Here is a 24112-nt window from a genome sequence, read left to right as displayed (position 1 = left end):
CCGCCGCCGGTCAGGCCTTTTCGAAGAGCGGCGAGATTACCATTTCCGGCACCAGGACAAGTCCCTTGTCGGTGATACGGATCTCGGGGATGACCGATAGCGGGATGAGGTTGAAGCCCATATAGGCGATGGTGCAGCCGGCCTTTTCCCATTCCAGCTTGAGGGCCTTCACCTCGTCTGCGACCTCGTGGACGCGCTTGTCGGAAAGCAGGCCGGCGATCGGCAGCGGCACCATGGCCGTCACCTTGCCGTCCATCACGACGCAGACGCCGCCCTGTGTTTCTTCGATCGCGTCCAGTACCACCTGCATGTCCGCCTCGTTGGTGCCCGCGACGATGATATTGTGGCTGTCGTGGCCGACTGAGGAGGCGACCGCGCCCTTTTTCAGGCCGAAACTGTTCAGCAGCCCGTGCGCGACATTGCCGGATGACTTGCCGTGCCGCTCGACGACGGTGACGAAGCAGAGGTCATGACGGTCGAAATGCGCCTGCCAGTCGTTCGCGGGTTCGAGCGTCACCGTGACATGGCCGAGCGTGATGCCGGGAAGCTCCGTGCGGATGGTATGGGCGGTGACGGTGTCGGTCGGCAAATCGGGAGACAACTTGAGGTTTTTCGGCAGCTTGACGGTATGATAGGCGGCCTCCGGGTAGCGATAAGGCTTCGAAAGTGCCTCATCGAGAACCGGGGTGATCTTGCGATTGTCGACCACCAATTCGCCTCCATACCAGGTGCTGACCGGTTTCAGGTCGTCGGTCAGAAGCACGAGGTCGGCGCGGCGTCCGCCGCCGAGACCGCCGATCTCGCCTTCCATGCCGAAACGGGTCGCGCCATGCAGCGAGCCCATGGCCCAAGCCTGTTCCGGCGTCATGCCGGCCTTGACGGCTTCGCGCGTTACCCAGTCGAGGCCGAAGGCGAGCAGGTCCTCGGCATCGCGGTCGTCGGTGCAGACCGCGACGCGTTTATGCGAGGCGCCGAGTTCGGTGATCGTCTTGATCGCATGCGGCAGCGAATGCCATGGCGTCGTCGGCGGGCCGCCGCGCAGGAAGAGCCATACGCCGGCCTCGAGCAGGTCGTCGGCGATGTCGCGGTCGATTGCCTCATGGGTATCGGTGACGCCGGACGCAGCATAGGCCGCGACGAATTCCCGGCCATAGACATGGCCGGAGACCGGCCGGCCGCGCTGGAGCGCTGCGGCAAGGATGGCATGACTGCGCTCGTCGCCCATGGCGACGGGGACGAAATCCATCTTTTCGCCAAGCGCCACCGCCTCAGGCCATTTGTCGAAGAGGGCGGCGATCTTGGCGGGCGTCAGGTCACCCCCGGCGGTTTCGAGTTCCGGTGACGTGGCCGGCACCGTGCTCGGCACAGTGAGGAAGATCGACAGGGGCGCCTGGCGCGCATCTTCGAGCATGGCCTCGACGCCTGCGACATCCATGACATTGCCGATCTCGTGGCTGTCGCAGAAGATCGTCGTGGTGCCGTTGAGGAGTGCTGCCTCGGCATAGGCGCAGGCTGTGACCATCGAGGATTCGATGTGAATATGCGGATCGACGAGGCCCGGAGCGATGATGCCGCCTTTGGCGTCGTAGAGCTTTGCCGAGCCGTTCCGGTAGCTGCCGGCCGGTTTTACGGCTGCGATGCGGCCGCCCGAGATCCAGACCTCGCGTCCGTCGAGAATACGCTCCGAATAGGTGGACAGCACGCGCGCACCCTGGATGACCAGATCGGGGTCGCGACGGGCCGAGGCGACATCGGCGAGACGGCGGGTCATGGTCGAAAGCGGCTGAACGGAGAAGCGGGTGAGGGTGCTCATGAAAATCTCATTTCCGGGACTCGGGGAGGACAGGTGGATTGTAGGGAAAGCCGCCGAGGCAAGGAAGCGCCAATAGGAAGGCAAGCAATTGGAGCGTTGCCGAAATTCGAACTCTCGCGGCGAAATATGCTGCTTTTCAGCAACGCCCCGGTCTGGGATAGTGCGGCTGAGGCAATGAGAGGCAAACGATCCGATGGCCTATATCATCACCGCACCCTGTATCGACGTGAAGGACGGCGCGTGCACCGCGGCGTGTCCCGTCGACTGCATCTACGAGGGCGGACGGATGTTCTATATCCATCCGGACGAGTGCATCAATTGCGGGCTCTGCCTCTCCATCTGTCCGGTCGATGCCATCGCTTATGACGAGGAGGCGACCGAGGCACAGATGGCGTTCATTCCCGTCAACCGGGATTATTTCGGGCCTGAGGTCACGGGGTTGGGATCGCCCGGCGGCTGGGACAAAAGCCGGACGCGGTCCGTCGATCACCCGGTGGTGACAGTCGCGCCCGTACGTGAGGCGGCCCACTAGCCGTTGGTCCAGCTTCCATAATAGGCGCGGGTGGCAGTGATCAGTTTGCCGCATCTTTCCCGTTCGACGGTGAGGCGCGGCAAGTCCGCCTTGGCCTGCGCCAGCAGTTCCTTGCGGGCTGCATCGAAATCGACATTCACGAGCCTGCCGTCCCGCATGACCGGTCGGCCGGCGACATAGACGGCCTTGGTATGCGCGGCGGACATGCGGTTCAGCAGCACTTCCGCCTCGTCGAGATCGTCGAAGACGCTGTCGGCGATCAGCGCCTCGTAGTCGATGACCGTAAAGTCCTCTCCGAGCGGGGCGTTGACGACGGTCGCGCCGGTACGGATCGCGGCGTCGAAGATGTCGGCAGCGGTAAAATCTCTTTCAAGCTCGCGCCCGCCGTGCAGGAAATAGAGGAGCCGCATTTCGCGCCAGAGGTCCTGGTCGTCATCGAAGGCACCACCATCCAGCCCGATGCCGAAGCGCAGGCCCCGTTTGACGGCGTCCGCGAGCGGCGCGATGCCGGAACGCAGGCGCAGGTTGGCGGAGGGATTGGAGACGAGCTGAACGCCGCGCTCGGCGAGCAGTTCGTATTCGTCCGGCCGGAGCTGAACGCCATGCGCGACGGCAAGACGCGGTGACAGGAAGCCGATGTCGTCGAGATAGCGGACGATGCCCTGGGGGAAGCGGCGGTCCAGCCATGCTCTCTGTCGTGGGCTTTCGAGCAGGTGTATATGGATGCGGCGATCGTTGGCGGCGGAGGCCTCGGCGATCGCTTCGAGCAGGGCATTCGAGCACCATTGCGGGCCGATCGGGCCGTATTGGACATCGACCAGCGGATTGGAGTTTGCGGCTGCAACGGCATCGGCGGCGGCGAGTTGATCGCGGAACGGGGCGTAGCGTGGGGCGAGGGGAGAAAGGGCCTCCCAGTCCGCCGGGCTCAGAAACGGCTTCAGCCGTTCCGGGCCGCCGTCATAGGCCCAGGCGTCGTGGTCGAGCAGCGGGCAGGAGAGGCCGAGGCGGATGCCCACATCCTTTGCCGCGCGGATCACCTCCAGGGCCTCGTCGACCATGCGGGCCGCATTCAGGGAGTTGTGGCAGTGGATGGTTGCCGCGACGCCGGTCTTGGCGAGGCGCCCGAAGGCGACAAGCGCTTCGAGATAGGCGTCGGTGCGGGGCCGTAGCCGCATCGTCGGGATCCAGGTTTCCAGCGCGTCGTCGAGGCTGCCGAAATCCAGCGTGCGGATGCCGTAGCCGTGGTCGTGGGCGTTGATCGGCATGGGCAGGATGAGGTCGCCAGGGACAAGCGGAATGACCGAGGCGAGAGCAGGAAGGGCGGCTTGTGCCGCATCGCCACGCAGGGCTTTTTGATGGCCCGGATGCTGCAGGAAGCGCGTGTCCTCGTTAGATGTCACCGGTTGATGACCTCCGCGATCTGGTTGCTGAATTTTTCGAGATCGACGCTGAGCGCCTCGATCACGGCTTCGGTGGCATGGGTGAGTTGACGGTTATGGGGCGCGACAATGCCGACCTCCAAGTTCTGCAGGCGGGAGCCGGCGATCGGCAGGGCGACCACGTCGCCAGCCTTCAGTTCCTTGAGGAGGCCGAGCGGGGTGAAGAAGGCGACCCCTTCGCCGGACAGGATCAGCGGTTTCAGCATCATCTGGTTGTTGGTGGCGACAAGCGTGCGGCCGACGCGATCGAGCGAGGCGAGTTCGACGGCGATCATCGAACTCATCACCTCGTTGTCGAGCTGCAGCAGAAGCTTGAACTGGGCGCATTCCTGCAGGGTCGCGCTTTTCTGGCGGGCCAGCGGATGGTGTTTTGCGACGATCACCATCAGCGGCATCCGCACGCCATGCACCAGCTTGATATCGTGCGGCCGGGCGAGATCGAAGGTGATGCCGATGTCGCAGTCGCCATCGGCGACGAAATGGAAGATGTTGTTGAAGTTGTCGGCGCGGATGCGGAAATCGACGGCCGGGTTCTTGTGGTGAAACGCCATCACGAATTCAGGCATGAACTGCACGGCCAGGCTGTCCAGGCAGGCGATATGGACGCGGCCGGTGCGCTTGCCCTGGAGGTCGCCGAGATCGGATTTCATGATCTCGTAGTGGTGCATCGTCTCCTTGGCGTGCTTCAGCACCACCTTGCCGGCGGAGGTGAGGCGCAGGCCGTCGGAGAACCGTTCGAACAGCGGCGTGCCGAGTTCGTCCTCAAGCTTGCGGATCTGGCGGCTGACGGCGGAGGTCGCCACATGCAGCTCTTCGGAGGCTTTGCGGATCGAGCCGGAGCGGGCGACTTCGACGAAATATTTCAGGATACTGGCGTGCATACTCATCCCCCAAGCTCCTGAAATTCATACCATACCTACCGGCCCTGCCAAACCGGAGCACGCTTTTCGCGGAAGGCTGTCACACCTTCGACGGCATCTTCGCTCTGAAGCGCGCGGATCAACGCGGGGGTGCGCAGGCCCTGGGCTTCGGCGGGGCTGAGATGGCCGGTGCGGTTGACGGTCTGCTTGATCGCCTTCAAGGACAGCGGGGCGCAGGCGACGATATCGCTCACCCATCTGTCGACGGCCGCATCCAGCGCGTCGAAGGGAACGGTTTCATTGACGATGCCGAAACCCTGCATTTCGGCTGCAGTGAACTGCCGGCCGGTCAGCATGACGGCCATGGCGAGGTTATGGGGGATCTTACGCTGCAGGAGCACCATGCCGCCGTCGAGCGGCATGCGGCCGACGCGGGCCTCGGGCAGGCCGAACTTGGCGGTATCTGCGGCAATCACGATGTCGCAGCCGAGCACCATTTCGAGGCCGCCGCCGAGTGCGTAACCGTTGACACGGGCGATGACGGGCACGTCAAGCGACTTGCGGAAGGCGAGGCCGCCGAAACCGTTGGTGCGGCTTTCGGCCCAGTATTCGAGGCCGGATTTGGTGGCGCCGCCCTTGAGGTCGGCGCCGGTGCAGAAGGCCTTTTGGCCGCTGCCGGTCAGGACCACGCAGGAAATGTCGTCGCGGGCCTCGATCTCGGACCAGATGGCGTCCAGCTCCTTTTCGGTCGCGGCGTCGACGGCGTTCATGCGGTCCGGGCGGTCGAGCGTGACCCGTGCGACACGGTTCTCGACGGAAAATCCGACGGTCATGCCGCATCTCCGCGGCGAGACTCCAACGAGGCAAGGATTTCGTCATTGTGCTGGCCGAGGCTCGGCGGGGAGATGCGAACCGAAACCGGTGCGGCCGACATGTCGATCGGCGACCCGATCAGGCGGATTGGTCCGGCAGCCGTTTCGCCGGCTTCGAGGATCATCTTGTTGATGACCGTCTGCGGGTCCTGCAGCGCTTCGGCAAGGTTGCGCACTGGCGCACAGAGGATGTCGACCTCTTCCAGGCGCTTCAGCCAATGGGCGTTGCTGTTCCTGGCAAAGTTCGCGCGGAAAATCTCCTGCAGTTCCGGGCGATGCGCCATCTGGGAATCGAAATCCTTGTAGCGCGGCTGAGCCGACAGGTCCTCGATTTCGAGCGCGTTGCAGATGTCCTGCAACGGGTTCTGCTTGAAGGCGCCGACCATGACGATCGCGCCGTCGGTGGTGTCGAACACGCCGGTCAGCGGGAAGGCACCCCAGTTCAGATCCTTTTCGCGCATCATGTGCGCGGCACCTTCCTGCATCTGCATGGCGAGCATGGAATTGTAGAGGCTGACGGCCACATGCTGGCCTTCGCCGGTCTTTTCCCGGTGCAGGAGCGCCAGCAGAATGCCTTGGACCAGATGCATGCCGGCGGAATAGTCGGCGAGCGGGGTCGCATAGATCGAGGTCGGGTGGGCGCTATCCGACTTGCGGCGCATGACGCCCGAGAGAGCCTGGGCGAGAATGTCCTGGCCGCCCTTGTGCTGGTATGGGCCGGTGAGGCCAAAGCCGGTGCCGACGGCATAGATCAGCCGCTTGTTGATCTTCTTCAGGTCCTCGTAGCCGAAGCCCATGCGCTCCATCACGCCCGGGCGGAAGTTGTTGACCACCACGTCGGCGCCCGCGATCAGGGCGAGCACGGCGTCGCGGGCTTCGGTGAGCTTCAGGTCGAGCGCCAGGCTCTTCTTGTTGCGGTTCAGCGAGCAGAAGACCGGGTTGTTGAGGCCATCAGGATCGGAACCGAGCGACCAGCGGGACAGGTCGCCGATCTTGCTCTTTTCGATCTTGATGACTTCGGCGCCATAGTCGGCGAGCGTCTGGGTGCAGCAGGGGCCGAGCATGACCTGCGTGAAATCGATCACGCGGACGCCGTCGAGGGGTAAAGAATTCATTCCGCAGCCTCCAGGAATGTTGCATTATCTGAGGGCACATCGCCGGGATCGGCGCCCTGGGCCCGCATCTGTTTCTGGATCTTGCCGATATCGGCTTTCCGTACGGTGGTTCCGGCATTGAGCGCCACGACGGCGGCGACGCCCGCGGCCTCGCCCATGGCCATGCAGGGCGGGATCTCGCGGCTCGATTTCTGCGCCTGCGGTGTCGCCGAGTAGTGACGTCCGGCGACGATCAGCTGGTCCACTTCACGCGGCAGCATCGACCGGTAGGGCGTGTAATAGTCGCGGCCGCGGCAGACGGTGTCGGAGAAGTGGATGCGGTTCATCACGTCGTCCTTGGTTACGACGTATTCGCCTTCCAGCAGCCGCGTCTGGCGCACGCCGGTCTGCGGCGCGAAATCGACTACATAGGCTTTTTCGAAACCCGGCATCTTTTCGCGGGTGAAATCGAGCAGGCGGGCAATGCGGTTGCGGCCTTCGAGCTCGGCCTTGGTGAGGTCTTCGGTCTTGAGGCCGGAGAGGTTGGGCATATGCGGGCAGTTGAGCCAGACGACGCCCGGCAGCGGGGTTTTCAGCCACCAGAACGACCAGCAGCCGCCGATCAGGCGTTTTGCCTCGTGGTCGATCTTCTTGAAGGCTTCCGGCTCCTCGAACTCGAAGCGCTCGGCGGCATCCGTATCGACGCCGCCCCAGCGGGAGACGGTGGTCAGGATGAAGTTCGATTCCACATGCGAGGCGCCGGCCGAGGCCGCGACATCAAGATCGCCGGTCGTGTCGATGACGATATCGCCGAGGATCGCTTCCATGCCCGACTTGGTCTGGCAGATGACACCCTTGATGGTCTTGCCCTCCATGATCGCGGAGGAGAACCAGCTATGGGTGCGGAGTTTTACGCCGGCTTCGGTCAGCACGTCGTAGGAGGCGCGCTTGAAGCCGTCCGGATCGAAGGCTGCGGAAAAGCAGATCGGGTGCGGCATGGACTGGGTGTGGAAATCGAACAGGCCCCAGCGCGCCCATCGCCGCCAGGCTTCAGGCGTCTCGCGGATATCGAGTTCGCGGTCGCGGCCGGTTGGCGTAACGCAGAGGTCCCATTTCTTCATCCGCTCGATCATCTCCATGCAGATGCCCTGCACGGTGATTTCGAGGTTGTTGATCATGTCGTCGAGCACCAGCACCATGCCGCCGGCGGCAAGCCCGCCGACATAGGGGTAGCGCTCGAGAAGGGTCACCTTGGCGCCGTTGCGGGCTGCGGAAACGGCTGCTGAAATGCCCGCCGGTCCTCCACCGACCACGACCACATCGGAACGGTCCACCACTGCGACGTTGCGCGCCGCCTGAAGAATTGTCTGTTGCATTGGTTCAAACTCCCAAAAAGCTGGGCCTGAGGACAGTTGGCTCAGTGGATAAGGCTCAGTGCGATCCGGCCGGCTTCCAGCGGATCATCCGGGCTTCGATCACCGAGACGATGAAGAAGAGGACGACCGCGAGGACCGCGGCGATGACGACGGTTGCGTAAAGCAGAGGCGAGCGGAAATTGTAGGTCGCCTCGATGATCAGAGCGCCGAGGCCGAAGCTGGAGCCGATCCATTCAGCGACGATGGCGCCCATGACGCTGCTGGTCGCGGCAATCTTCAGTGCCGCAAACAGGAACGGCATCGAACTCGGCAGCCGCACCTTCCAGAGGATTTCCGTGTTGCTGGCGGACAGCACCCGCATCAGGTCCAGCATGGCGGGGCTCGCGGATTTCAGGCCCTGGACCATGTTGACCAGCGTCGGGAAGAAGCAGATCAGCCCGGCAATGATGATTTTGGGCGCAAGCCCGTTGCCGAAGATGAGGACCAGGATCGGGGCAAGCGCGATGATCGGGATCGCCTTGATGAAGACGGCGATCGGGTAGAAGGCCTTTTCCGCGGTCGCGCTGTGGACGAACCAGATCGCCAGAAGGATGGCGACGAGATTGCCGAAGACGAAGCCGAGAAAAGCCTCGAGGATGGTTGGCAGCATGTTGGTCCAGAGGATCCCGGCATTGTCGCGGAAAGCATAGGCGACATCGACCGGGCTAGGTGCCATGAAGGTCGGTATCTTGAAGGCCCAGACGACAAACTGCCAGAGGACCACCAGCCCGACGGCGGCCGCGATCGCCGGCATATGTTTGACGAGCACGCCGGCGGTGGCATCGAGAAGCGCGATCTTGCGATCGGCCTCGGTCTTGGCTGTGGAGGAAACGACGTGGCTCACAGGCATTCCTCCAGAAGGCGGCGCAGATGCGCGGTGACGCCGATGAATTCGACGGTGTCACGCACGGCAAGCGAACGCGGGAAGGGGAGATCGACCTTCATGAACTCCTTTACGCGGCCCGGATGGGCCTGGAGCATCAGCACGTTCTGGCCGAGGAAGGCTGCTTCCGGGATCGAATGGGTGACGAACAGGATCGTCGTTCCCGTTTCCTGCCAGACGCGCAGCAGCTCCTCGTTCAGACGGTCGCGGGTGATTTCGTCCAGCGCCCCGAACGGCTCATCCATCAGCAGGATGCGCGGCCGCGTGATCAGCGCACGGGCGATCGCCACGCGCTGGCGCATGCCGCCCGAAAGCTCGTGAGGGAGCGCATTTTCGCGCCCCTTCAGCCCGACCATGGCCAACAGTTCATGCGGATCCGCATTGTCGCCGGTTTGGGCGTGTTTTCCCACTTCCAGCGGCAGGCGTACGTTCTCGAGGACGTTCCGCCAGGGAAGCAGCGTTGCATCCTGGAAAACGAAGGCGAAGTCGCGGCTCTGGCGAGCCTCCTGGGGGCTGCGGCCGAAGACGGAAATCGAACCGTCGCTGATGTGGACGAGATCCGCCACGCATCTGAGCAGGGTCGATTTTCCGCAGCCGGAGGGCCCAAGCATGGTGACGAAGGCACCTTCCGGTATGTCCACGGAGACGTCGGAAAGGGCCGTGAATTCGTTGTTCCTGTCGCCGAACCGGACGGAGAGGTTTCGGATGGAAACCGCCGTGGTTGCCGGTTCGGTCAAGGGAACGCTCGGCATCAATTTCGCCGCTCCTGACATGGCCATCACCCCACCTGTTTGCGGATGTCGGCGGTGGCTTCGAGGATGGAGAAGTTCGCGACGTCGTCGACCGTGGGAACAGTACCCTTGAACTGCTTGAGATCGGCATAGGCCTTGATCTGGGCCGCCCAGTTTTCACGCGACATGGTACCCCACCCCGATGCCTTGGTGGTGGCGCCGAAGGAGAAGTCGACGCACGGGGCAACGGCCTTCATTTCGCTGGCCTTGTCGAGGATCGGATAGGTCTCACAGAGCATCTCGACAGCTTCCTTCTGGTTGTTGCGAACATAACCCCAGCCCTTGGCAGCGGCGCGGGTGAAGCGTTCGAGAACGTCGGAGTGCTTGGCGATCTGGTCGTCGGTCGTGTAGTAGACGTTGGCGTAGAGCTGCAGGCCGCTGTCCCAAAGCATCATGTCGACGCGGTTGTCGCCGAGCACATCGAGAGCGTTGACATTGGTGAGCCAGCCGGTGACCGCATCGGCCTGGCCGGTGATCAGCTGGTTCATGTCCGAACCCATGTTGACCATCTTCACCTGATCCTCGGCGATGCCGTTCTGTGCGAGAAGCGCGCGCAGCAGGATGAAGGCGGTCGGCTGGGTGGCGATCGTCTTGCCGATCATGTCCTTCGGGGTCTTGATTGCCTTGCTCTTCAGCGAGAAATAGGTGAAGGGGTGCTTCTGGTAGCCGGACAGGAAGGCCTTGACCGGCAGGCCGGCGGAACGCGCCAGCATGACGGACGGACTGGAGGAAATCTGGCCGGTTGCGGACTGGCCCGATGCCACGCCCGCGACGCCATCGACGCTCGGTCCGCCGGGGACGATTTCAAGCTCGATGCCCTGTTCCTGGAAAACCCCCTTCTTCATGGCGGCGACTTCGCCGAGCACGCCGTTCGAGACGAGCCAGCCGAGCTGCATGCGCACTTTGGCCACGTCCTTGGCGTTGCCGGCCCGGATGCCGAGGAAGCTGGAGGTCGCGGCAAGACCGCCCGCGGCCGCCGCATTGGTGATAAAACGGCGGCGATTCATCGTGAAATTAGACATAGCGTTCCCCTGTTGGCCTTGTGGCCTGATACATTTTCGCTTGACTTGGCCGGTCTCAGGTGCCGGATTGAGGGGAGGATGGCGCAATGTCGCGTTCTAATAAAGAACAATATTTCGCATATTTCGTTGCCGAAAAGGCAACACCGTCGTGTCGCCGATTTCCGCGATCTGACAAATGGAAGGCGTCTTCGCGTACCACAGCCTCGCTGCGAGACCGGAAATGCCGGAGGGGCAGGCGTTCATAGTCGACGGATTCTTTATTTATCCACTCAAGATAGAAAATAGTTGAAGGGTACTCGGCAACCTATCGATGATAGGATACAAATAACACCTGTGTATCCTAGCCCGGAGAGATGGTCCTGCAGTGAGCAAAGCACCCAATGCCGCCGACAGAGAGGTTGGAAAGCGGATCCGCCTCTACAGGCGAGAGAAAAAACTTACCCAACCGCAACTTGCCCACCATGTGGGCATCACGTCTCAGCAGCTTCAAAAATATGAAAACGGCATCAACCGGATTGCCGTCGGCAAGCTCGTGGAGATTGCGACCGCGCTGAGGGTCGAGATGGTAGCGTTCTTCGACCGCATCCCGACAGTCGAGCCGTCGAACGACAATCAACTCGAAGACCCGCAATTCGATTTCACGCATGAAGCGCTGCTGATGAGCACGGCATTCATGAGCATTTCGAAGCCGATTCTTCGCAAACGCATCCTGGAACTGGTTCAGGCGGTTGCCGCAAAAGAATTCGAGGCGGAAGCGCTTTTCGCCGAGATCGAAAGACAGCCCGCCCAGTGATGGGTCCCTGACGGTTTACGTCCTCGGACCGTCCTCATCGAGGGCCAGCTTCGTTTTGCTGCGGAATATCGCATTCAGCTTCACGCTCCTCTCGTTTTCGGGGCTGACGCCTTCCCAGTCGAGCGAGAGTTGAAGAAGTGCCATGTTCGTTAGGTGGACGACCGTGGAGAGCTGAAGCGATTCCGCTTCCTTGTTGACCGCCGAAAGCATGCGGAACAGGCGGGCGTACTCGTCGCTGGCAACGTCATTTGCGAGATCAATCATTTCATGGATCCTTGCGCCGAGTCGACCTCGTCGCGCAGTTTTTCCCAGTGGGCGGTCTGTGCGAACGTCCATTTGGAGTGTTTGTTGGTACTGCTGATGCCGTTTAACCAGACGAGGACGGCTCTCGCATCCTCACGCTTCAATTCCACCTGATGGCGTTTGATGTCGTGAAGGATTACTGCACTGCGCTGAGGATCGCTGAAATCGCACCGTTCGAGAATGGCCTGATAGGTTCGCTCGGTGTAGTGCATGAAATTGGCGGCGAGGAAAAATCTCTCCCGCTCGGCGGCCGAGATAAGCCCCATACGCCCAAGCTTGCGGATCGTCGCCTCGTAATCGACGCGGGGCACTGAGAGCGGCATCCAGCCGAGTTCCTCGGGTCCGTGGATCAGTGCGACGGCTTCGTCGTCGATCAACCGGCCGGCGGCATAATCGGAATAGATCCTGCCGATGCCGACCATTCCGAATGCCTCGCATTCGGCAGCGCGCAAAGCTCCCATGCTCGAGCCGCCGCCGACGGAGACACCGCAGCTCAGCGCATAGAGAATCTCCTTGTGCCATACGGAGGCGGACTCGCCGAAATAACCGTCGATGAGCGCGATCGCCTTGGCGCCGTCCTCGACCGCCTTCAGAATGTCGCCACGCGCCGCAGGCCCGCGGAAGGTTAGCGAGGGAAATCGTTGCTTCATCTGGCGGGTCGAAGACCCGAGACTCGGTCCGACAAAAACCACTTTCAATGCCGTGACCTCCTTATGGCGTTTGCAGCGCGGATACCGAGCCGCAAATATTGGCCTGAAAGTTCAACTTCCAAGCCGGGAACGACGACACGGACGACCGATACGGGGAGCCCCGCATCCTGCATGGGAACCGCAACGACTTGCCGGATGCCGGCAAGCCTGAGGCGACCGAGTATGTGATCGATCGTGCCGTTGATGGAGTGGCGGGTTGCGTCAAGCTCGCGATACCGGACCGGGCGCCTGTCCAGCGACGACAGGGCGACCAGGCGGCCGAGAGCGTTGTCCGCCCGTATGTGCTGATAGATGCGGGGCGAAAAATCGTCGCGGCTGCCGGCAATAGCAGTCAGGCGGCTCTGCGCGGCCTCGGTAATGGCGCGCAGCATTGCGCGTATCGGATCGGGGTGGCAACCGCAGCCGCCGCAAATCTGGCTCCAACGCGGGTCTGACCGCTTGGCCGTGGAGTCCGGGATCAGTACTGCCAGGAAAGCCGGAACCTGGAGATCCGTCGTCATGTCGAGGAGGAGGAGCTGCATGCCTGCATCGCGGAGACGACCGACCAGCAGGTCGATCAAGGCATCCTCGACCGTGGCTGGATCGACGAGGCAGGCATTCAATTCCTGTTCGGATTTGAGCTGGACAAGCGTCCAGGCGTCACGCTCGACGAGTTCGCACAGCCCGTGAAGAAGTGCCTCGGCGCGGGTATTTCCGGATGCAAGACCATCGCTGGACTGCTCGAAACCGGCCGGCCGTTCGCCCCGGTGGTCCATTCCGGCAAGCCACCAAGGCACCATGACCTGATTGCCGGAAAGGATATCCAGACCGGGGACCCAAGGTATCTGGCGGTCACCAATTTCGGAGGGCACGCACCGTGCGGTCGAATGAAGATCGATCATCGCCGCTGCGGAGCTCGCAACGTCGTTGACGGTCGCCCAGGTGAGTGATGCCGGTTCGATTTCCGCGACCCGCGTCTCCAGGGCCTCCATGGCGGCCGAGGTACGCGCCGCATCGGCATCGACGCCTTTGCCCTGAAAGACGGAAAGAGTGTGGCTGTTCGGGCGCGTCGCAAAGGCGACGGGAATGCCGACACGGTCGAGGCCGGTCAGGAAGCCGACCCGGGTAATGCCAAGATCTCGGAAGAACGGGCTGATCGCGTCGAAGGTTTCCGCCGGGGAAACGCGCCGGTCATGATACGTGCTGAAACCCTGCTCCCGCTGGGTCAGCGAGGCTGCGAATGTCTGGATCGATGACTGGACCTGCATCATCATTTCCGGCGGCCGAATTTCAAGAGGCCCTGAACTGGAGCGAGATCGGGCGAGCGACTGCCGGGTCTGCAAAAGTGGTTGCGGTGCCGAACTCATCTGGTCGAATCGTCCTCTCCAAGGGTTTGTAATGGAGAGGAAACCAAAGGCACCGTGACTTGGGCGTGACAGGCTTGTTCAGGGGGCTCGTCTGGCTGCTTGAACGATCTTTTGCTTGGCGGCGCGTGGTTAAGCCCAAGGCAGCCGTCGGCACCTTGGGCTTCCAGGCTCATTACTGATATCTCATGGCATGCGTGACCTGAGAGAGCGCGTTCGGCGCAATGTCGGTCCGGCCGCCAAGCACGGCTTCGGCAGCGGCGGAAAACCGCAGCGTCGGGGCAGAGGCAGTGGTTTCAACCGGCTTGGAGGTCTTGAACTTCGTTTCCATGCTTTCTCTCCGCTAATAGGCAGCTTGTGCTGCGTTGCGTCGAGAAAGGACCACACCGGGTGTTATTCCAGCGTGACAGGCATTTTCACGCCTGTTTACGGCAGCCCGGCGAGCCGGAGGCCATGAATGAGGAGCTCTGCGTGGGCGGGGTCGCGGTCCGGCACGAAGTAACGGATGTCCTCGCTGCGGAAGTCCGGGAAATTTTCCCTGACGATCGCGGCATATTTACGCGCGGCAGGCATGTCACCAGCCATCGCGTGACTGGCGGCAAGCAGCCGCGCGGTGGCGTGCTTGGTGCGGACCGGGTCGATGGTATCGATCGCCTTCGAATATTCCTGGCGCACGTAATAGGTGGAGCCCAGGATCCAGTAGTAATAGTCCGGCGGCAGCGGGTTCAGCTTGAAAGCCGCGAGCCCGAGATCGAGGGCCTTGTCCAGGTCGCCCGCATGCGACAGCGCGTCCGAATAATCGACCAATACGTCCGCATCGCTCGGATTGAGGTTCTGAGCCTCCTGAAATAGATCCAGGCTTTCATCGAAACGCCGGCGATAGAGGGAGATGAAGCCCAGTTCGCGGAAGGCGCGGCCGCTGCCGGGATCGAGATCGCGGGATGCGCGGGCGGATTGATTGGCGACATCCAGCAGCTCATTGTCCTTCATGCCGCGAACCAGCCATTCCATGCCCAGTGAGCGTGAAATTCCGGCATGCGCCGGCGAAAAGCTGTCACACCGCTTGACCGCCGATTTGAACCATTTGCGTGCCTGGCGCAGATGCTGGAGGTCCGTGCCGGACAGATAGCGCTTTCCTTCGAGATAAAGGCGGTAGGCAGAGGGATCGACATCATCGAGGGACCTGGCGATTTCATGCCGTTCGATGACATCGGTCAGCGACATCGAAATACGCCGCGCCAACTGGCTGAAAGACGCCCTCATCTGCTGGACGTCGAGCGGCAGGTTGATGGCCCAGAGCACCTCGCCGGTGCCGACCCGTGTCAGCCTGCAGGTCGCAAAAATCTCGTCGCCTTCGCCCTGGATCGTCACGAACACGGAATAATCGAACTGAAGGTCACTGAGGGCCGACTGGCGCTGATTTGGATCTCCTGATCGATTGAGCAGTTCAAAGCTCGTGTGGGCGGCGATGATCTTGAAGACACGCTGATGGCTGAGGCCGATCGTGACGTCTTCCAAAAGGGCCCTGCCGAGCCGCTGGACCAGCGCATCGTGGACGATCGTCTCGGGCGGAAGGATCACCACGCGCGGCTGTGCCGGCATGACATCCCTTGGGCGTTCCTCCGCTTCGGGCGTGCGGTCCGACCCGGGCTGGCTGAGGATGCCGAGTTCGTGGGCGAGCCCAACCGTCTCAGGTGTCGGTGGCGTACCGTAATCGGCCCTGAGCTGGTCCCGGCATCGGCTATAGGCTTGGCGGGCGGCGGCGAAGTCTCCATGGCCGACATGATACTTCATCAACGCCCGCGCGGCGCCCTCATGGGCGGCATCCAGTTCGATCAGGCGGTTGGCGAGCAAGGGCAATGACGAGGACTGCTGATGGGACGATCTCGCCAGCAGGCTTTCGATGTGGCTCGATCGCCAGTCCCCGACCTTGCGCCGTGCGTCCAATAACCAGTCTTCCGCGCCGCCCGTCGGAGCCTCTACGGCTTCGAGCAGTTCGCCTCGAACAAGATCCCAGTCCTCTTCCCTTAGGGGGCCGGTCTCCATCAGGGCGAGGAGATCGATGTCGGACCGATCGCAATCAAGCCTCAGCGCTTCTTCGTCGGTGACAAGGATGGCCGGAGCATCCGGACCGACAGCCTTGGCGATGCGTGCCAAAAGCTGACGCAGGCTGTTTGCACGCTTCTCCGCGTCGTGGGAAGGCCAGAGAAGCCGCCGTATCGTTTCGCGGTCGACCGTCAATCTGGGCGCCATCGCAACGACGGCAAAGAGAAAATACGCCTTTTCCGGCAGCGCGATGCTCGCGCCCTCCAACTCAAGTGAAGGGCGACCGAGCAACCGGATTTTGAGCGTCGTATTTTCGAGCATTTTGTTGTTGTTCGGAACTACGAGTTGTTGTCAGAAATATGTATCGTTAAGGGGACTGCATGTACATGCATTTCTTGAGACTGTTGGACCATTAGGATACAGCTATCGCGAGTTTCGTCAAACCGGCTTTTATCGCCATGGTCGAATCGCGTTCCTATTCCCTCTTCGGGTTGGGATGGCGCGCCGAAAGCAACAACAAAAACGGCGTCTCCAGAATACTGGCGCCGACTAAACCAGGAACCCGGATTTACGCCGGGTTTCCAAGGAATTGGAAATACGCCCAGGCGAGAACAAGGCACACGATCACGGCTGCAACAACCGCCAACTTGCGCAGCAGCGGATTCGGCTCTCGCGGCGGCGGTTCCGGGCGTCGGAATTTGATGATGTTGTCGTTCATGAATCTGCTTTTACCGCTGAACGCCCTGATCCGCTATGGGGTTGCGATTGTTTTGTGATGTTGCGGCTGCGAGCGGCATCCAAGACGGGCATAACAGCACAACCATCGTCATCGAGCTGACCCTATTCGCGACAATGCCCTCGTTCACCGGCCAACCCCAGCACGGTCCTTTGCCGGTCTACTTCACGGCTCCCGCCGTCATGCCGTTGATGAACTGGCGCGACAGGATGATGTAGACGATGATGACCGGAGCCGAAGACAGCAGAAGCCCCGCAAACAGCACGCCCCAATCGGTCGTGTATTCGCCCATGAAGGTGGTCAGGCCCTGCGGCAGGGTCTTCAGGTTGTCCTTCTGAATGAAGATCAGCGGGAAGAAGAAATCGTTCCAGATCGGCACGACGTTCTGGATGCCGGCGATCACCAGGGCGGGCCTGACCAGCGGCAGCATGATAGACCACATGATCCGGGGTTCGCTGGCGCCGTCCATGCGGGCCGCGTCCTCCAGTTCGTTCGGGAGCGTGGCGATGAAGCCGGTCATGATGAAGACGGTGGTCGGCAGGCCCATCGCCACATAGATGACGATCAGCGATAGCTGCGTGTTCAGGATGCCGAGATCGCGCATCAGGATGAAGAGCGGGATGATCGCGAGCTTGAGGGGAAGCGTCAGTCCCGCCAGGAAGAACATCAGCACGAAGCTCGATCCCCGGAACTTGTAGCGACCGACGGCATAGGCTGCCATCGTCCCAAGCGTCAGGATCACGACGATCGACGCGCCGGTGACGATCACCGAATTCAGGAGATAGCGCAGGAAGTTGGTCTGGCTCCAGATCTTGGTGATGTTGGCGAAGTTGGAGAAATCCGGGAAACCGAACGGCGACTGGAAGATCTGCGCATTGGTCTTGAACGCGGCAAACAGCATGATGACGATGGGGGCGAGCATCACCACCGTATTCAGAATCAGGATGATCTGGATCAGGCCATCCTTGCCGAGCGTGGCGAGCATGCCGCGCCGATCGTAGTAGCTTTGCGAAGCAGCACTCATATCTGGATTTCCCTGGCCCGCAGCTTGAAGGTGATGACGCCGGCGACAAGGGCGATGAAGACGAAGATCAGCACGGCAAGCGCGCTGCCGGCTCCGAAATCCTGGCCCGAGCCCGACATGTTGCCGAAGGCGGTGCGGTAGAAATAAAGCCCGAGCACATCCGTCGCGCCGTGCGGAGAGCCTTCAAGGCCGACCATCACGTAGGGGATCTCGAACCAGTTGAAGCTGCCGACGAAGAGAAGCGTGAAGACGACCGTGGCGCTGGGTGCCACCAGCGGCCAGACGATCTTGGTGATCTTCGTCCATTCGCTTTCGGTTTCCATGCGTACGGCGTCGAGGATCTCTCCCGGAATTCGCTGCATGCCGGCGAGGAAGACCAAGGTCGGGAAGCCGACCATGTGCCAAGCGTTGGCAACGATCAACGACCAGAGCGCGGTGGAATCCTGCCCCAGCCAAGGTTGGGCAAGTCCGCCCAGGCCCAGCCCGCGGAACGAGATGTTGACCACGCCGAAGAGCGGATGGAGGAAGAGCTTCCAGAGAAAGCCAACGATGATGGTCGACAGCACGACCGGCAGGAAGACGGAAATCCTGTGCAAGGCCGCACCCGGCAATTCCCGCCACAGGCAATAGGCGAGCAGAAAACCGAGCCCGTTCTGCAGCACCATCAGCGCGAAGAAGACCCAGACGTTGTGGAGGAACGCGTTGACGGTCCAATCGGCATAAGGCTGGGTGAACAGAACCTTGTAGAAGTTTGCGAAACCCACGAATTCCCCCCGCGCCAGCCCGTTCCAATGGAAGAAAGCATAGGCGAAGGCAGAAATGATCGGGTAGACGACAAACAGCGCCACGAAGGCAAGCGGCGGCACGATCAGCACCGAAATCCAGAGCCTTCGCGAAACAAGGGGCGATCCGGGCATCACAACTCTCTTGAGGTTTGAAGGCAGGGCGACTTCCAAGCCGCCCCGCCGCTTGAGGTCACTTTTTGAACGGGGCGTACCAGGCCGCAAGGCCGGTCGTCAGGTTCTTGCCGACTTCTTCCGGGGTGGCCTTGCCGCCGAGCAGCTTCTGGATCTCGCTCTGCAGCAGGACGGAACCCGACGGCTCGCCGTAACGGAAATGGACCAGCATCAGGTAGGGGATCGAATGCTTGTTGAGGTCGGCCACTTCGCCAAGCAGCGGTTCCTTGAACGTCACGCCCGGCACGGCCGAGATGTTGTTCAGGTCGTTGGCGAACATCTGGCCGAATTCCTGGCTGGCGAGGAAGTTCAGGAACTTGACCGCGGCTTCCTGGTTCTTGCCCTTCGCGTTTGCCGCATAACCACCGTCGAAATAGAGGGCGACGAGCTTTTCGTCCTCGGCCTTCAGGCCGGGAGCGGCGAAGATGCCCATCTTCATGTTGGGGTTCTGCTTCTTGAAGTTGGCAAGCTCGTAGGAGCCGCCGACGAACATGCCGGCCATGCCGGAGGAGAAGAGCTGCTGGGCGGAAGCGTAATCAAGACCGATGAAGCCGTCCGGGAAATATTTGGTGATTTCCTTGAGCTTGGTGAGTGCGCCGACATAACGTTTGTCGGTGAAGTCGGCCTTGCCGGCCATCAGGTCGTCGTAGAAGCCGCGACCCATGATCGAGGAGACAAGGCCACCGACCACGACTTCGTTCTGCCAGGCGGTCGCCGTACCGTTGGCGAAGGGCATGACGCCGGCAGCCTTCAGCTTTTCGGATGCCTTGATGAAGTCATCCCAGCTCTGCGGCTCGCTCAGGCCGTTCTTGTCGAAGATGTCCTTGTTGTAGATCACCAGCATGGTCTGGCTGGCAAAGGGAACGGCATAGGTGGTCTTGTTCGAGCGCATCGTTTCCGAGGCGAGCGCCGGCGCGGTGAAGGTCGAGAGGGCAGGGACATTTGTCTTGTCCAGAGCCAGAAGATAACCGCCGCTTGCGACCGTTTCCATGCCGCCATAGGTGCGGGTGAACATCAGGTCCGGTCCCGAACCGCCGGCAAGCGCGGTCGACAGGATGGTGTTGTAGTTCGTCGCTTCGAACGTCTCGAACTTGACGGTAATGCCCGGGTTCTTCGCCTCAAAAACGTCGATGAACTTTTCGTACTGGGCCTTGTCTTCCTGGCGCCAGCTCCAGAAGGTCAATTCCTGCGCCATTGCCGGCAAAGCCGTCGCCAGGGCTCCCAGGGCTATTATCGTGCTGCTAACTAGCTTTTTCATCTTGTTCCATCCTCTTGGTATTTATAGGAGACGAAAGTGCTCTCAGGCCGCCAACCTCTCCCTCGTTGCGCGGCTGAAATAGTGGATTTGCTCCGAAGCGACCGTGATGACCACCGGCGTGTCCGGCGGCAGGTCGATCGAGGCCGAGGACCGGATGCCGACCAGCGTACCGTCGCCTAGGCGCACATATACATACGTGTTCTCGCCCAGATATTCGGTGTAGACGACGCTGCCCTTGAAGCCCTCGGTGGTCTCGTCCGTGGAGATCGTCATCGCATCCGGCCGGATCCCGATGACCAGATCCCGTTCGTCCGAATGGGGAAGGCGGGAGGCGCTGACCGCACCTGATCCGGCGAGCGCCAGATGATTGCCGTTTCGCTCGACATCGAGAAGCGACATGCGGGGAGAGCCGATGAAGGTCGCAACGAACGTGTTCGCCGGCCTCTCGTAGAGTTCTCGCGGGCTGCCGAACTGCTCCACGTTGCCATTGTTCATGACCACGATCCGGTCGGCAAGCGTCATGGCTTCGACCTGATCATGGGTGACGTAGATGGTAGTGCCGCCGATTTCCCGGTGGAGCCTTGCGATTTCCAGGCGCACGTCGGAACGAAGCGCCGCATCCAAGTTGGAAAGCGGCTCGTCGAGAAGCAGGACTTTAGGCTTCCTGACCAGCGCGCGGCCGATCGCGACACGCTGACGCTGGCCGCCGGAAAGCTCTCGGGGCTTGCGCTTCAACAGCGGATCGAGCCGCAGCATCTTGGAGGCTTCGTCGATGCGCTTTTCGACCTCGTCCTTTTCAAGCCCCATCAGCCGCGCGCCAAAAGCCATGTTCTCGTAGACATCCATATGCGGATAGAGAGCGTAGGACTGGAAGACCATGGCGATGCCGCGGCGCGAGGGGGCGACGTCGTTCATCCGGCGGTCGTCGAGGTGAAACTCACCCGAGCTGATCGTGTCGAGGCCCGCTATCAATCGCAGCAGCGTGGATTTTCCGCATCCCGACGGGCCGACGAAAACGACGAACTCCCTGTCGGAAATCTCGAGGTCGATCCCGTGCAGCACGTCGACGGATTTGAAGCTTTTCTTGATGCCGCTGAGGGTCATTCGAGCCATGCCGAAACTCCGTACTGGTCAATTCAAAGTCTGCTCAGCGGCGAGCGCCGTGAGCAATTCAGCCGTTTCAATGGAATCGCGATGGACGATGCAATGCTGCCATCCGACTTCGCGAGCCGACAGAACGTTTTCCTCTATGTCGTCGATGAAGAAGACGTCCTTTTCCGAACATCCCTCCGCCTGCGATACTGCCTGGAAAATCAGGCGGTCCGGTTTCTCAAGGCCCATTTCATGGGAAAGGTATTCCCTGTCGAAATAACCGGCGCCAAGAAGGTTCTCGCTGATATGGCGCCAATGGATCGCCTGATTGTTGCTGAGGCAAACGACGCGATGGTTTTCCCGGAGCCTGCGGACGAACTCGATGAACTCGTGAAAACCGTCGGCAATATAGGCATGTTCGGCTTCGTAGATGCTTGCATGCGGCACACCGAATACGTCGGCAAGCGCCTGCACGTAATCGGATTCCGTGGACCGCCCCAGCCGGAAATCGCGGAAGATAGCTTCCGGAACATCGCCGTATCGCAGGGACGGGCCTGCGGCGCCGGGTTTCGAGACTGCGCGGTCACGGGAGGCCGGATCGAGCTTCACGAATACTCCGCCAATATCAAAAATGAAGAGTTTTTCGCGTTTCTTCATGAGCCGGTTCCAGCACCACTCCCCACCCCTTGAGCGTTAACAACCTATTAGATAATTCCGTCCTGTCAATTAAGTATGGAATTTTTTATTCGTGTCGACTGTTTTCAACAGGCTGATGCTGCCTTCGCTCCATTTCAATAGCGGATCTACCATGGGCATTGGTGCGGGACGTAATGAGCCGCAGGCGATAAGGCCTTAAAAACACGCCTGATTTGGGAGCGGGCGGGTAATGTCGCGCCAGCAATGCCGTGGAGCGAAATGGAATATAAAATTCTCAATATTTTTGGTGTCGGGAATTTTCTATCGTATTCGTTTTAGCCGCAAGGATCCGATCGAACGATCAGCGGGAAGACTAATGTCGTCCCGGTGATCGACATCAGCCTTCGATGCAATCAAGAATGGCAGCGGTTGATTGTGTTGGGGACGCGCGGCAGTCGAGCCGGCCAGGGGAACGGCTGCTTCTCAAGGTTCGCAGCACAATGCAGTCGTCCTTTACCGCGAACGGCCGCGGTGGGTGAGGGCGACGGGCTATAGTGAGTTAACCCGATCGCCTGTATCTCTTGGACCAGGCGACCGGAGAACGGCTCCGACAGGAGCTTGGTCGGTGCGATTGTTACGCCGCGACGGGCTGGGCGGGGGCCTTGGCGCCGGTCATGAAGGCGACCGCGTCGGACATCGTGTATTCCTTCGGATCGATCACGGTCAGCCGTCGTCCAAGCCGATGGATATGAATGCGGTCGGCCACCTCGAACACATGCGGCATGTTGTGCGAGATGAGCACGATCGGGATGCCCCGCGAGCGCACGTCGAGGATGAGCTCCAGAACCTTCCGGCTTTCCTTGACGCCGAGCGCGGCGGTAGGCTCGTCGAGAATGATGACCTTGGAGCCGAACGCTGCGGCACGTGCCACGGCGACGCCCTGGCGCTGGCCGCCCGACAGGGTCTCGACGGCCTGGTTGATGTTCTGGATCGTCATCAGCCCGAGTTCGGTAAGCTTGTCGCGTGCCTGCTTTTCCATCGTCGGCCGGTCGAGCATGCGGAACCACTGTCCGAGCACGCCCCGCTTGCGGATTTCCCGACCGAGAAACATGTTGTCGGCGATGGACAGGGCAGGCGAGAGCGCGAGGTTCTGATAGACGGTCTCGATGCCTGCATCGCGGGCTTCGAGCGGGGACTTGAACTGCACTTGCCGACCCTCCAGCGTGATCTCGCCCTCGTCGGGCCGTACCGCGCCGGAGATCGCCTTGATCAGCGAGGACTTGCCGGCCCCGTTGTCGCCGATGACCGCGAGGATTTCGCCGGGGTAGAGATCGAAGTCGGCGTTGTCGAGAGCAGTCACGCGTCCGTAACGCTTGACCAGGCCGCGGGCTGTGAGAATGGGTTCGACGCTCATGATTACACCGAGACCTTTCTGATCCACTGATCGATTGCGACGGCGGCGATGATGAGCCAGCCGGTCAGCATGACTTTCCATTGGGGATCGGCCCCGAGCATGTTGAGCCCCATCGACATGACGCCGACGAGCATGGCGCCAAACAGCGTGCCGAGGATGGAACCGCGGCCGCCGAACAGCGAAATTCCGCCGATCACCGTCGCGGTGATTGCCTGCAGGTTGAAGTCGGTCACCGCCGAGGACGGCGAGATCGAGCCGTTGCGGCCGATCGATACCCAGGCGGCGAAGGCGGCGATGACCCCCGCGATCGTATAGACGCTGAGCAGAACCTTGCGGGTCTGGATGCCGGAGAGTTTTGCAGCTTCCGGGTCGTCACCGACGGCGTAGACATGCCTTCCCCAGGCCGTATGGTTGAGGATGTACCAGAGCACCGCCACGAGCAGGACCATGGCGATGACGCCAAGCGTCAGGATGGCGCTGCCTATCCTGAAATTGAGCGCGAAGAGATGGAGGAGTGGGGCCTTTTCGTCCACGTCGGTATCGCGGATCGTCTCGTTGGCGGAATAGATGAAATTCGTCGCCATGATGATGTTCCAGGAGCCGAGCGTCACGATGAATGGCGGCAACCGCATGACCGCGACGAGGAACCCGTTGAAAAAGCCGCAGGCGCCGCCGGTGATCAGGCCGACGAGGATCGCGATGCCGGTGGGCATGCCATAGGTCACGGCGAAATTGCCCATGATGACGGCCGATATCACCATCACCACCCCGATCGAGAGATCGATGCCGGCGGTGAGGATGATCAGCGTCTGGGCGGCGCCGAGAATGCCGACAACCGCGATCTGCTGGAGGATCAGCGTCAGCGTGTAGGACGAGAAGAACCGCCCGCCGATGGCGACGCCGAAGATGATGATGGAGAGGATCAGCACGATCAGCGGTACGGCAGCGGGTGTCGAGTGCAGAAAATGCTGCGCGCGTTTTAAGAGAGAGACGTCCTGGCTCTCGAACGAGGCAACGTTTTTGTCGCTGCCGTCGAGAACGCGCTCGAATTCCTGGGTTCCGCTCATGTTTCCTCCTCCG

At 61.3% G+C, this 24112-nt stretch carries 24 protein-coding genes; 2 read left to right on the top strand and 22 right to left on the bottom strand.

Annotation, left to right across the window (positions count from 1 at the left end; genetic code table 11):
• Positions 1 to 10: 10 nt before the first annotated feature.
• Positions 11 to 1813: an adenine deaminase gene (locus tag GQ59_RS17445; protein ID WP_037083552.1), complete on the bottom strand. Its 1803-nt coding sequence runs from the start codon at positions 1811 to 1813 to the stop codon at positions 11 to 13.
• 193 nt (positions 1814 to 2006) lie between these two features.
• Here GQ59_RS17445 and fdxA point away from each other — a divergent pair, with 193 nt between their 5' ends.
• Positions 2007 to 2345: a ferredoxin gene (gene fdxA / locus GQ59_RS17440; protein ID WP_037083550.1), complete on the top strand. Its 339-nt coding sequence runs from the start codon at positions 2007 to 2009 to the stop codon at positions 2343 to 2345.
• Here fdxA and GQ59_RS17435 read toward each other — a convergent pair.
• Genes GQ59_RS17435 through GQ59_RS17400 form a run of 8 tightly spaced genes read right to left on the bottom strand, consistent with a single transcriptional unit; the run spans position 2342 to position 10721 of the window.
• Positions 2342 to 3745, bottom strand: a complete 1404-nt coding sequence (locus tag GQ59_RS17435; RefSeq protein ID WP_037083548.1) for an amidohydrolase family protein — start codon at positions 3743 to 3745, stop codon at positions 2342 to 2344. The two genes, fdxA and GQ59_RS17435, sit on opposite strands and share 4 nt — an antisense overlap.
• Positions 3742 to 4665 (bottom strand): LysR substrate-binding domain-containing protein, encoded by a 924-nt coding sequence (locus GQ59_RS17430; RefSeq protein WP_037083646.1) that lies wholly within the window; start codon positions 4663 to 4665, stop codon positions 3742 to 3744. The genes GQ59_RS17435 and GQ59_RS17430 overlap by 4 nt, the downstream gene beginning before the upstream one ends.
• Positions 4666 to 4700: 35 nt before the next feature.
• Positions 4701 to 5477 (bottom strand): enoyl-CoA hydratase-related protein, encoded by a 777-nt coding sequence (locus GQ59_RS17425; protein ID WP_037083546.1) that lies wholly within the window; start codon positions 5475 to 5477, stop codon positions 4701 to 4703.
• Entirely contained in the window at positions 5474 to 6631 is a 1158-nt protein-coding gene (locus tag GQ59_RS17420) for a CaiB/BaiF CoA transferase family protein (protein ID WP_037083544.1), read from the bottom strand. Before GQ59_RS17420 ends, GQ59_RS17425 begins: the two co-directional genes overlap by 4 nt.
• Complete coding sequence (locus GQ59_RS17415; protein ID WP_037083543.1) at positions 6628 to 7986, bottom strand: FAD-dependent oxidoreductase; 1359 nt, start codon at positions 7984 to 7986, stop codon at positions 6628 to 6630. The genes GQ59_RS17420 and GQ59_RS17415 overlap by 4 nt, the downstream gene beginning before the upstream one ends.
• 55 nt (positions 7987 to 8041) lie before the next feature.
• Positions 8042 to 8869: an ABC transporter permease subunit gene (locus GQ59_RS17410; RefSeq protein WP_037083542.1), complete on the bottom strand. Its 828-nt coding sequence runs from the start codon at positions 8867 to 8869 to the stop codon at positions 8042 to 8044.
• Positions 8866 to 9660, bottom strand: a complete 795-nt coding sequence (locus tag GQ59_RS17405) for an ABC transporter ATP-binding protein (protein ID WP_244447988.1) — start codon at positions 9658 to 9660, stop codon at positions 8866 to 8868. Before GQ59_RS17405 ends, GQ59_RS17410 begins: the two co-directional genes overlap by 4 nt.
• Before the next feature lie 26 nt (positions 9661 to 9686).
• Positions 9687 to 10721 (bottom strand): ABC transporter substrate-binding protein, encoded by a 1035-nt coding sequence (locus GQ59_RS17400; RefSeq protein WP_037083540.1) that lies wholly within the window; start codon positions 10719 to 10721, stop codon positions 9687 to 9689.
• Between the two features lie 364 nt (positions 10722 to 11085).
• Here GQ59_RS17400 and GQ59_RS17395 point away from each other — a divergent pair, with 364 nt between their 5' ends.
• Positions 11086 to 11514 (top strand): helix-turn-helix domain-containing protein, encoded by a 429-nt coding sequence (locus GQ59_RS17395; protein WP_037083538.1) that lies wholly within the window; start codon positions 11086 to 11088, stop codon positions 11512 to 11514.
• 15 nt (positions 11515 to 11529) lie between these two features.
• Here the strand turns inward: GQ59_RS17395 and GQ59_RS17390 are convergent, their stop codons facing one another.
• From GQ59_RS17390 to GQ59_RS17340, 13 genes are all read right to left on the bottom strand, one after another.
• Positions 11530 to 11778: a hypothetical protein gene (locus tag GQ59_RS17390; protein WP_037083536.1), complete on the bottom strand. Its 249-nt coding sequence runs from the start codon at positions 11776 to 11778 to the stop codon at positions 11530 to 11532.
• Positions 11775 to 12515, bottom strand: a complete 741-nt coding sequence (locus GQ59_RS17385; protein WP_037083534.1) for a TfuA-like protein — start codon at positions 12513 to 12515, stop codon at positions 11775 to 11777. The genes GQ59_RS17390 and GQ59_RS17385 overlap by 4 nt, the downstream gene beginning before the upstream one ends.
• Positions 12512 to 13774: a YcaO-like family protein gene (locus GQ59_RS17380; protein WP_037083532.1), complete on the bottom strand. Its 1263-nt coding sequence runs from the start codon at positions 13772 to 13774 to the stop codon at positions 12512 to 12514. The genes GQ59_RS17385 and GQ59_RS17380 overlap by 4 nt, the downstream gene beginning before the upstream one ends.
• Before the next feature lie 271 nt (positions 13775 to 14045).
• Entirely contained in the window at positions 14046 to 14201 is a 156-nt protein-coding gene (locus GQ59_RS32360; RefSeq protein ID WP_156376354.1) for a hypothetical protein, read from the bottom strand.
• A gap of 95 nt (positions 14202 to 14296) precedes the next feature.
• Entirely contained in the window at positions 14297 to 16237 is a 1941-nt protein-coding gene (locus GQ59_RS17375; RefSeq protein ID WP_037083530.1) for an AfsR/SARP family transcriptional regulator, read from the bottom strand.
• Positions 16238 to 16484: 247 nt separating this feature from the next.
• Entirely contained in the window at positions 16485 to 16634 is a 150-nt protein-coding gene (locus tag GQ59_RS32710; RefSeq protein ID WP_167336304.1) for a hypothetical protein, read from the bottom strand.
• A 178-nt stretch (positions 16635 to 16812) separates the two neighbouring features.
• On the bottom strand, positions 16813 to 17676 hold the full coding sequence (locus GQ59_RS17370; RefSeq protein WP_037083527.1) for a carbohydrate ABC transporter permease: 864 nt from the start codon (positions 17674 to 17676) through the stop codon (positions 16813 to 16815).
• On the bottom strand, positions 17673 to 18593 hold the full coding sequence (locus tag GQ59_RS17365; RefSeq protein WP_037083524.1) for a carbohydrate ABC transporter permease: 921 nt from the start codon (positions 18591 to 18593) through the stop codon (positions 17673 to 17675). Before GQ59_RS17365 ends, GQ59_RS17370 begins: the two co-directional genes overlap by 4 nt.
• A gap of 58 nt (positions 18594 to 18651) precedes the next feature.
• Positions 18652 to 19890, bottom strand: coding sequence for an extracellular solute-binding protein (locus GQ59_RS17360; RefSeq protein ID WP_037083521.1), 1239 nt, complete (start codon positions 19888 to 19890; stop codon positions 18652 to 18654).
• Between the two features lie 42 nt (positions 19891 to 19932).
• Positions 19933 to 21003, bottom strand: a complete 1071-nt coding sequence (locus GQ59_RS17355) for an ABC transporter ATP-binding protein (RefSeq protein ID WP_037083518.1) — start codon at positions 21001 to 21003, stop codon at positions 19933 to 19935.
• 18 nt (positions 21004 to 21021) lie between these two features.
• Entirely contained in the window at positions 21022 to 21639 is a 618-nt protein-coding gene (locus tag GQ59_RS17350) for an HAD-IA family hydrolase (RefSeq protein WP_037083515.1), read from the bottom strand.
• Positions 21640 to 22252: 613 nt separating this feature from the next.
• Complete coding sequence (locus GQ59_RS17345) at positions 22253 to 23032, bottom strand: ATP-binding cassette domain-containing protein (RefSeq protein ID WP_037083513.1); 780 nt, start codon at positions 23030 to 23032, stop codon at positions 22253 to 22255.
• A gap of 2 nt (positions 23033 to 23034) precedes the next feature.
• A complete protein-coding gene (locus tag GQ59_RS17340) occupies positions 23035 to 24099 on the bottom strand; it encodes an ABC transporter permease (protein WP_037083512.1) in 1065 nt (354 codons plus the stop codon).
• Positions 24100 to 24112: the final 13 nt, after the last annotated feature.

Source organism: Neorhizobium vignae (genome assembly GCF_000732195.1).
Lineage (GTDB): Bacteria > Pseudomonadota > Alphaproteobacteria > Rhizobiales > Rhizobiaceae > Neorhizobium > Neorhizobium vignae.
This window is presented reverse-complemented; position numbering and strand designations above follow the sequence as displayed.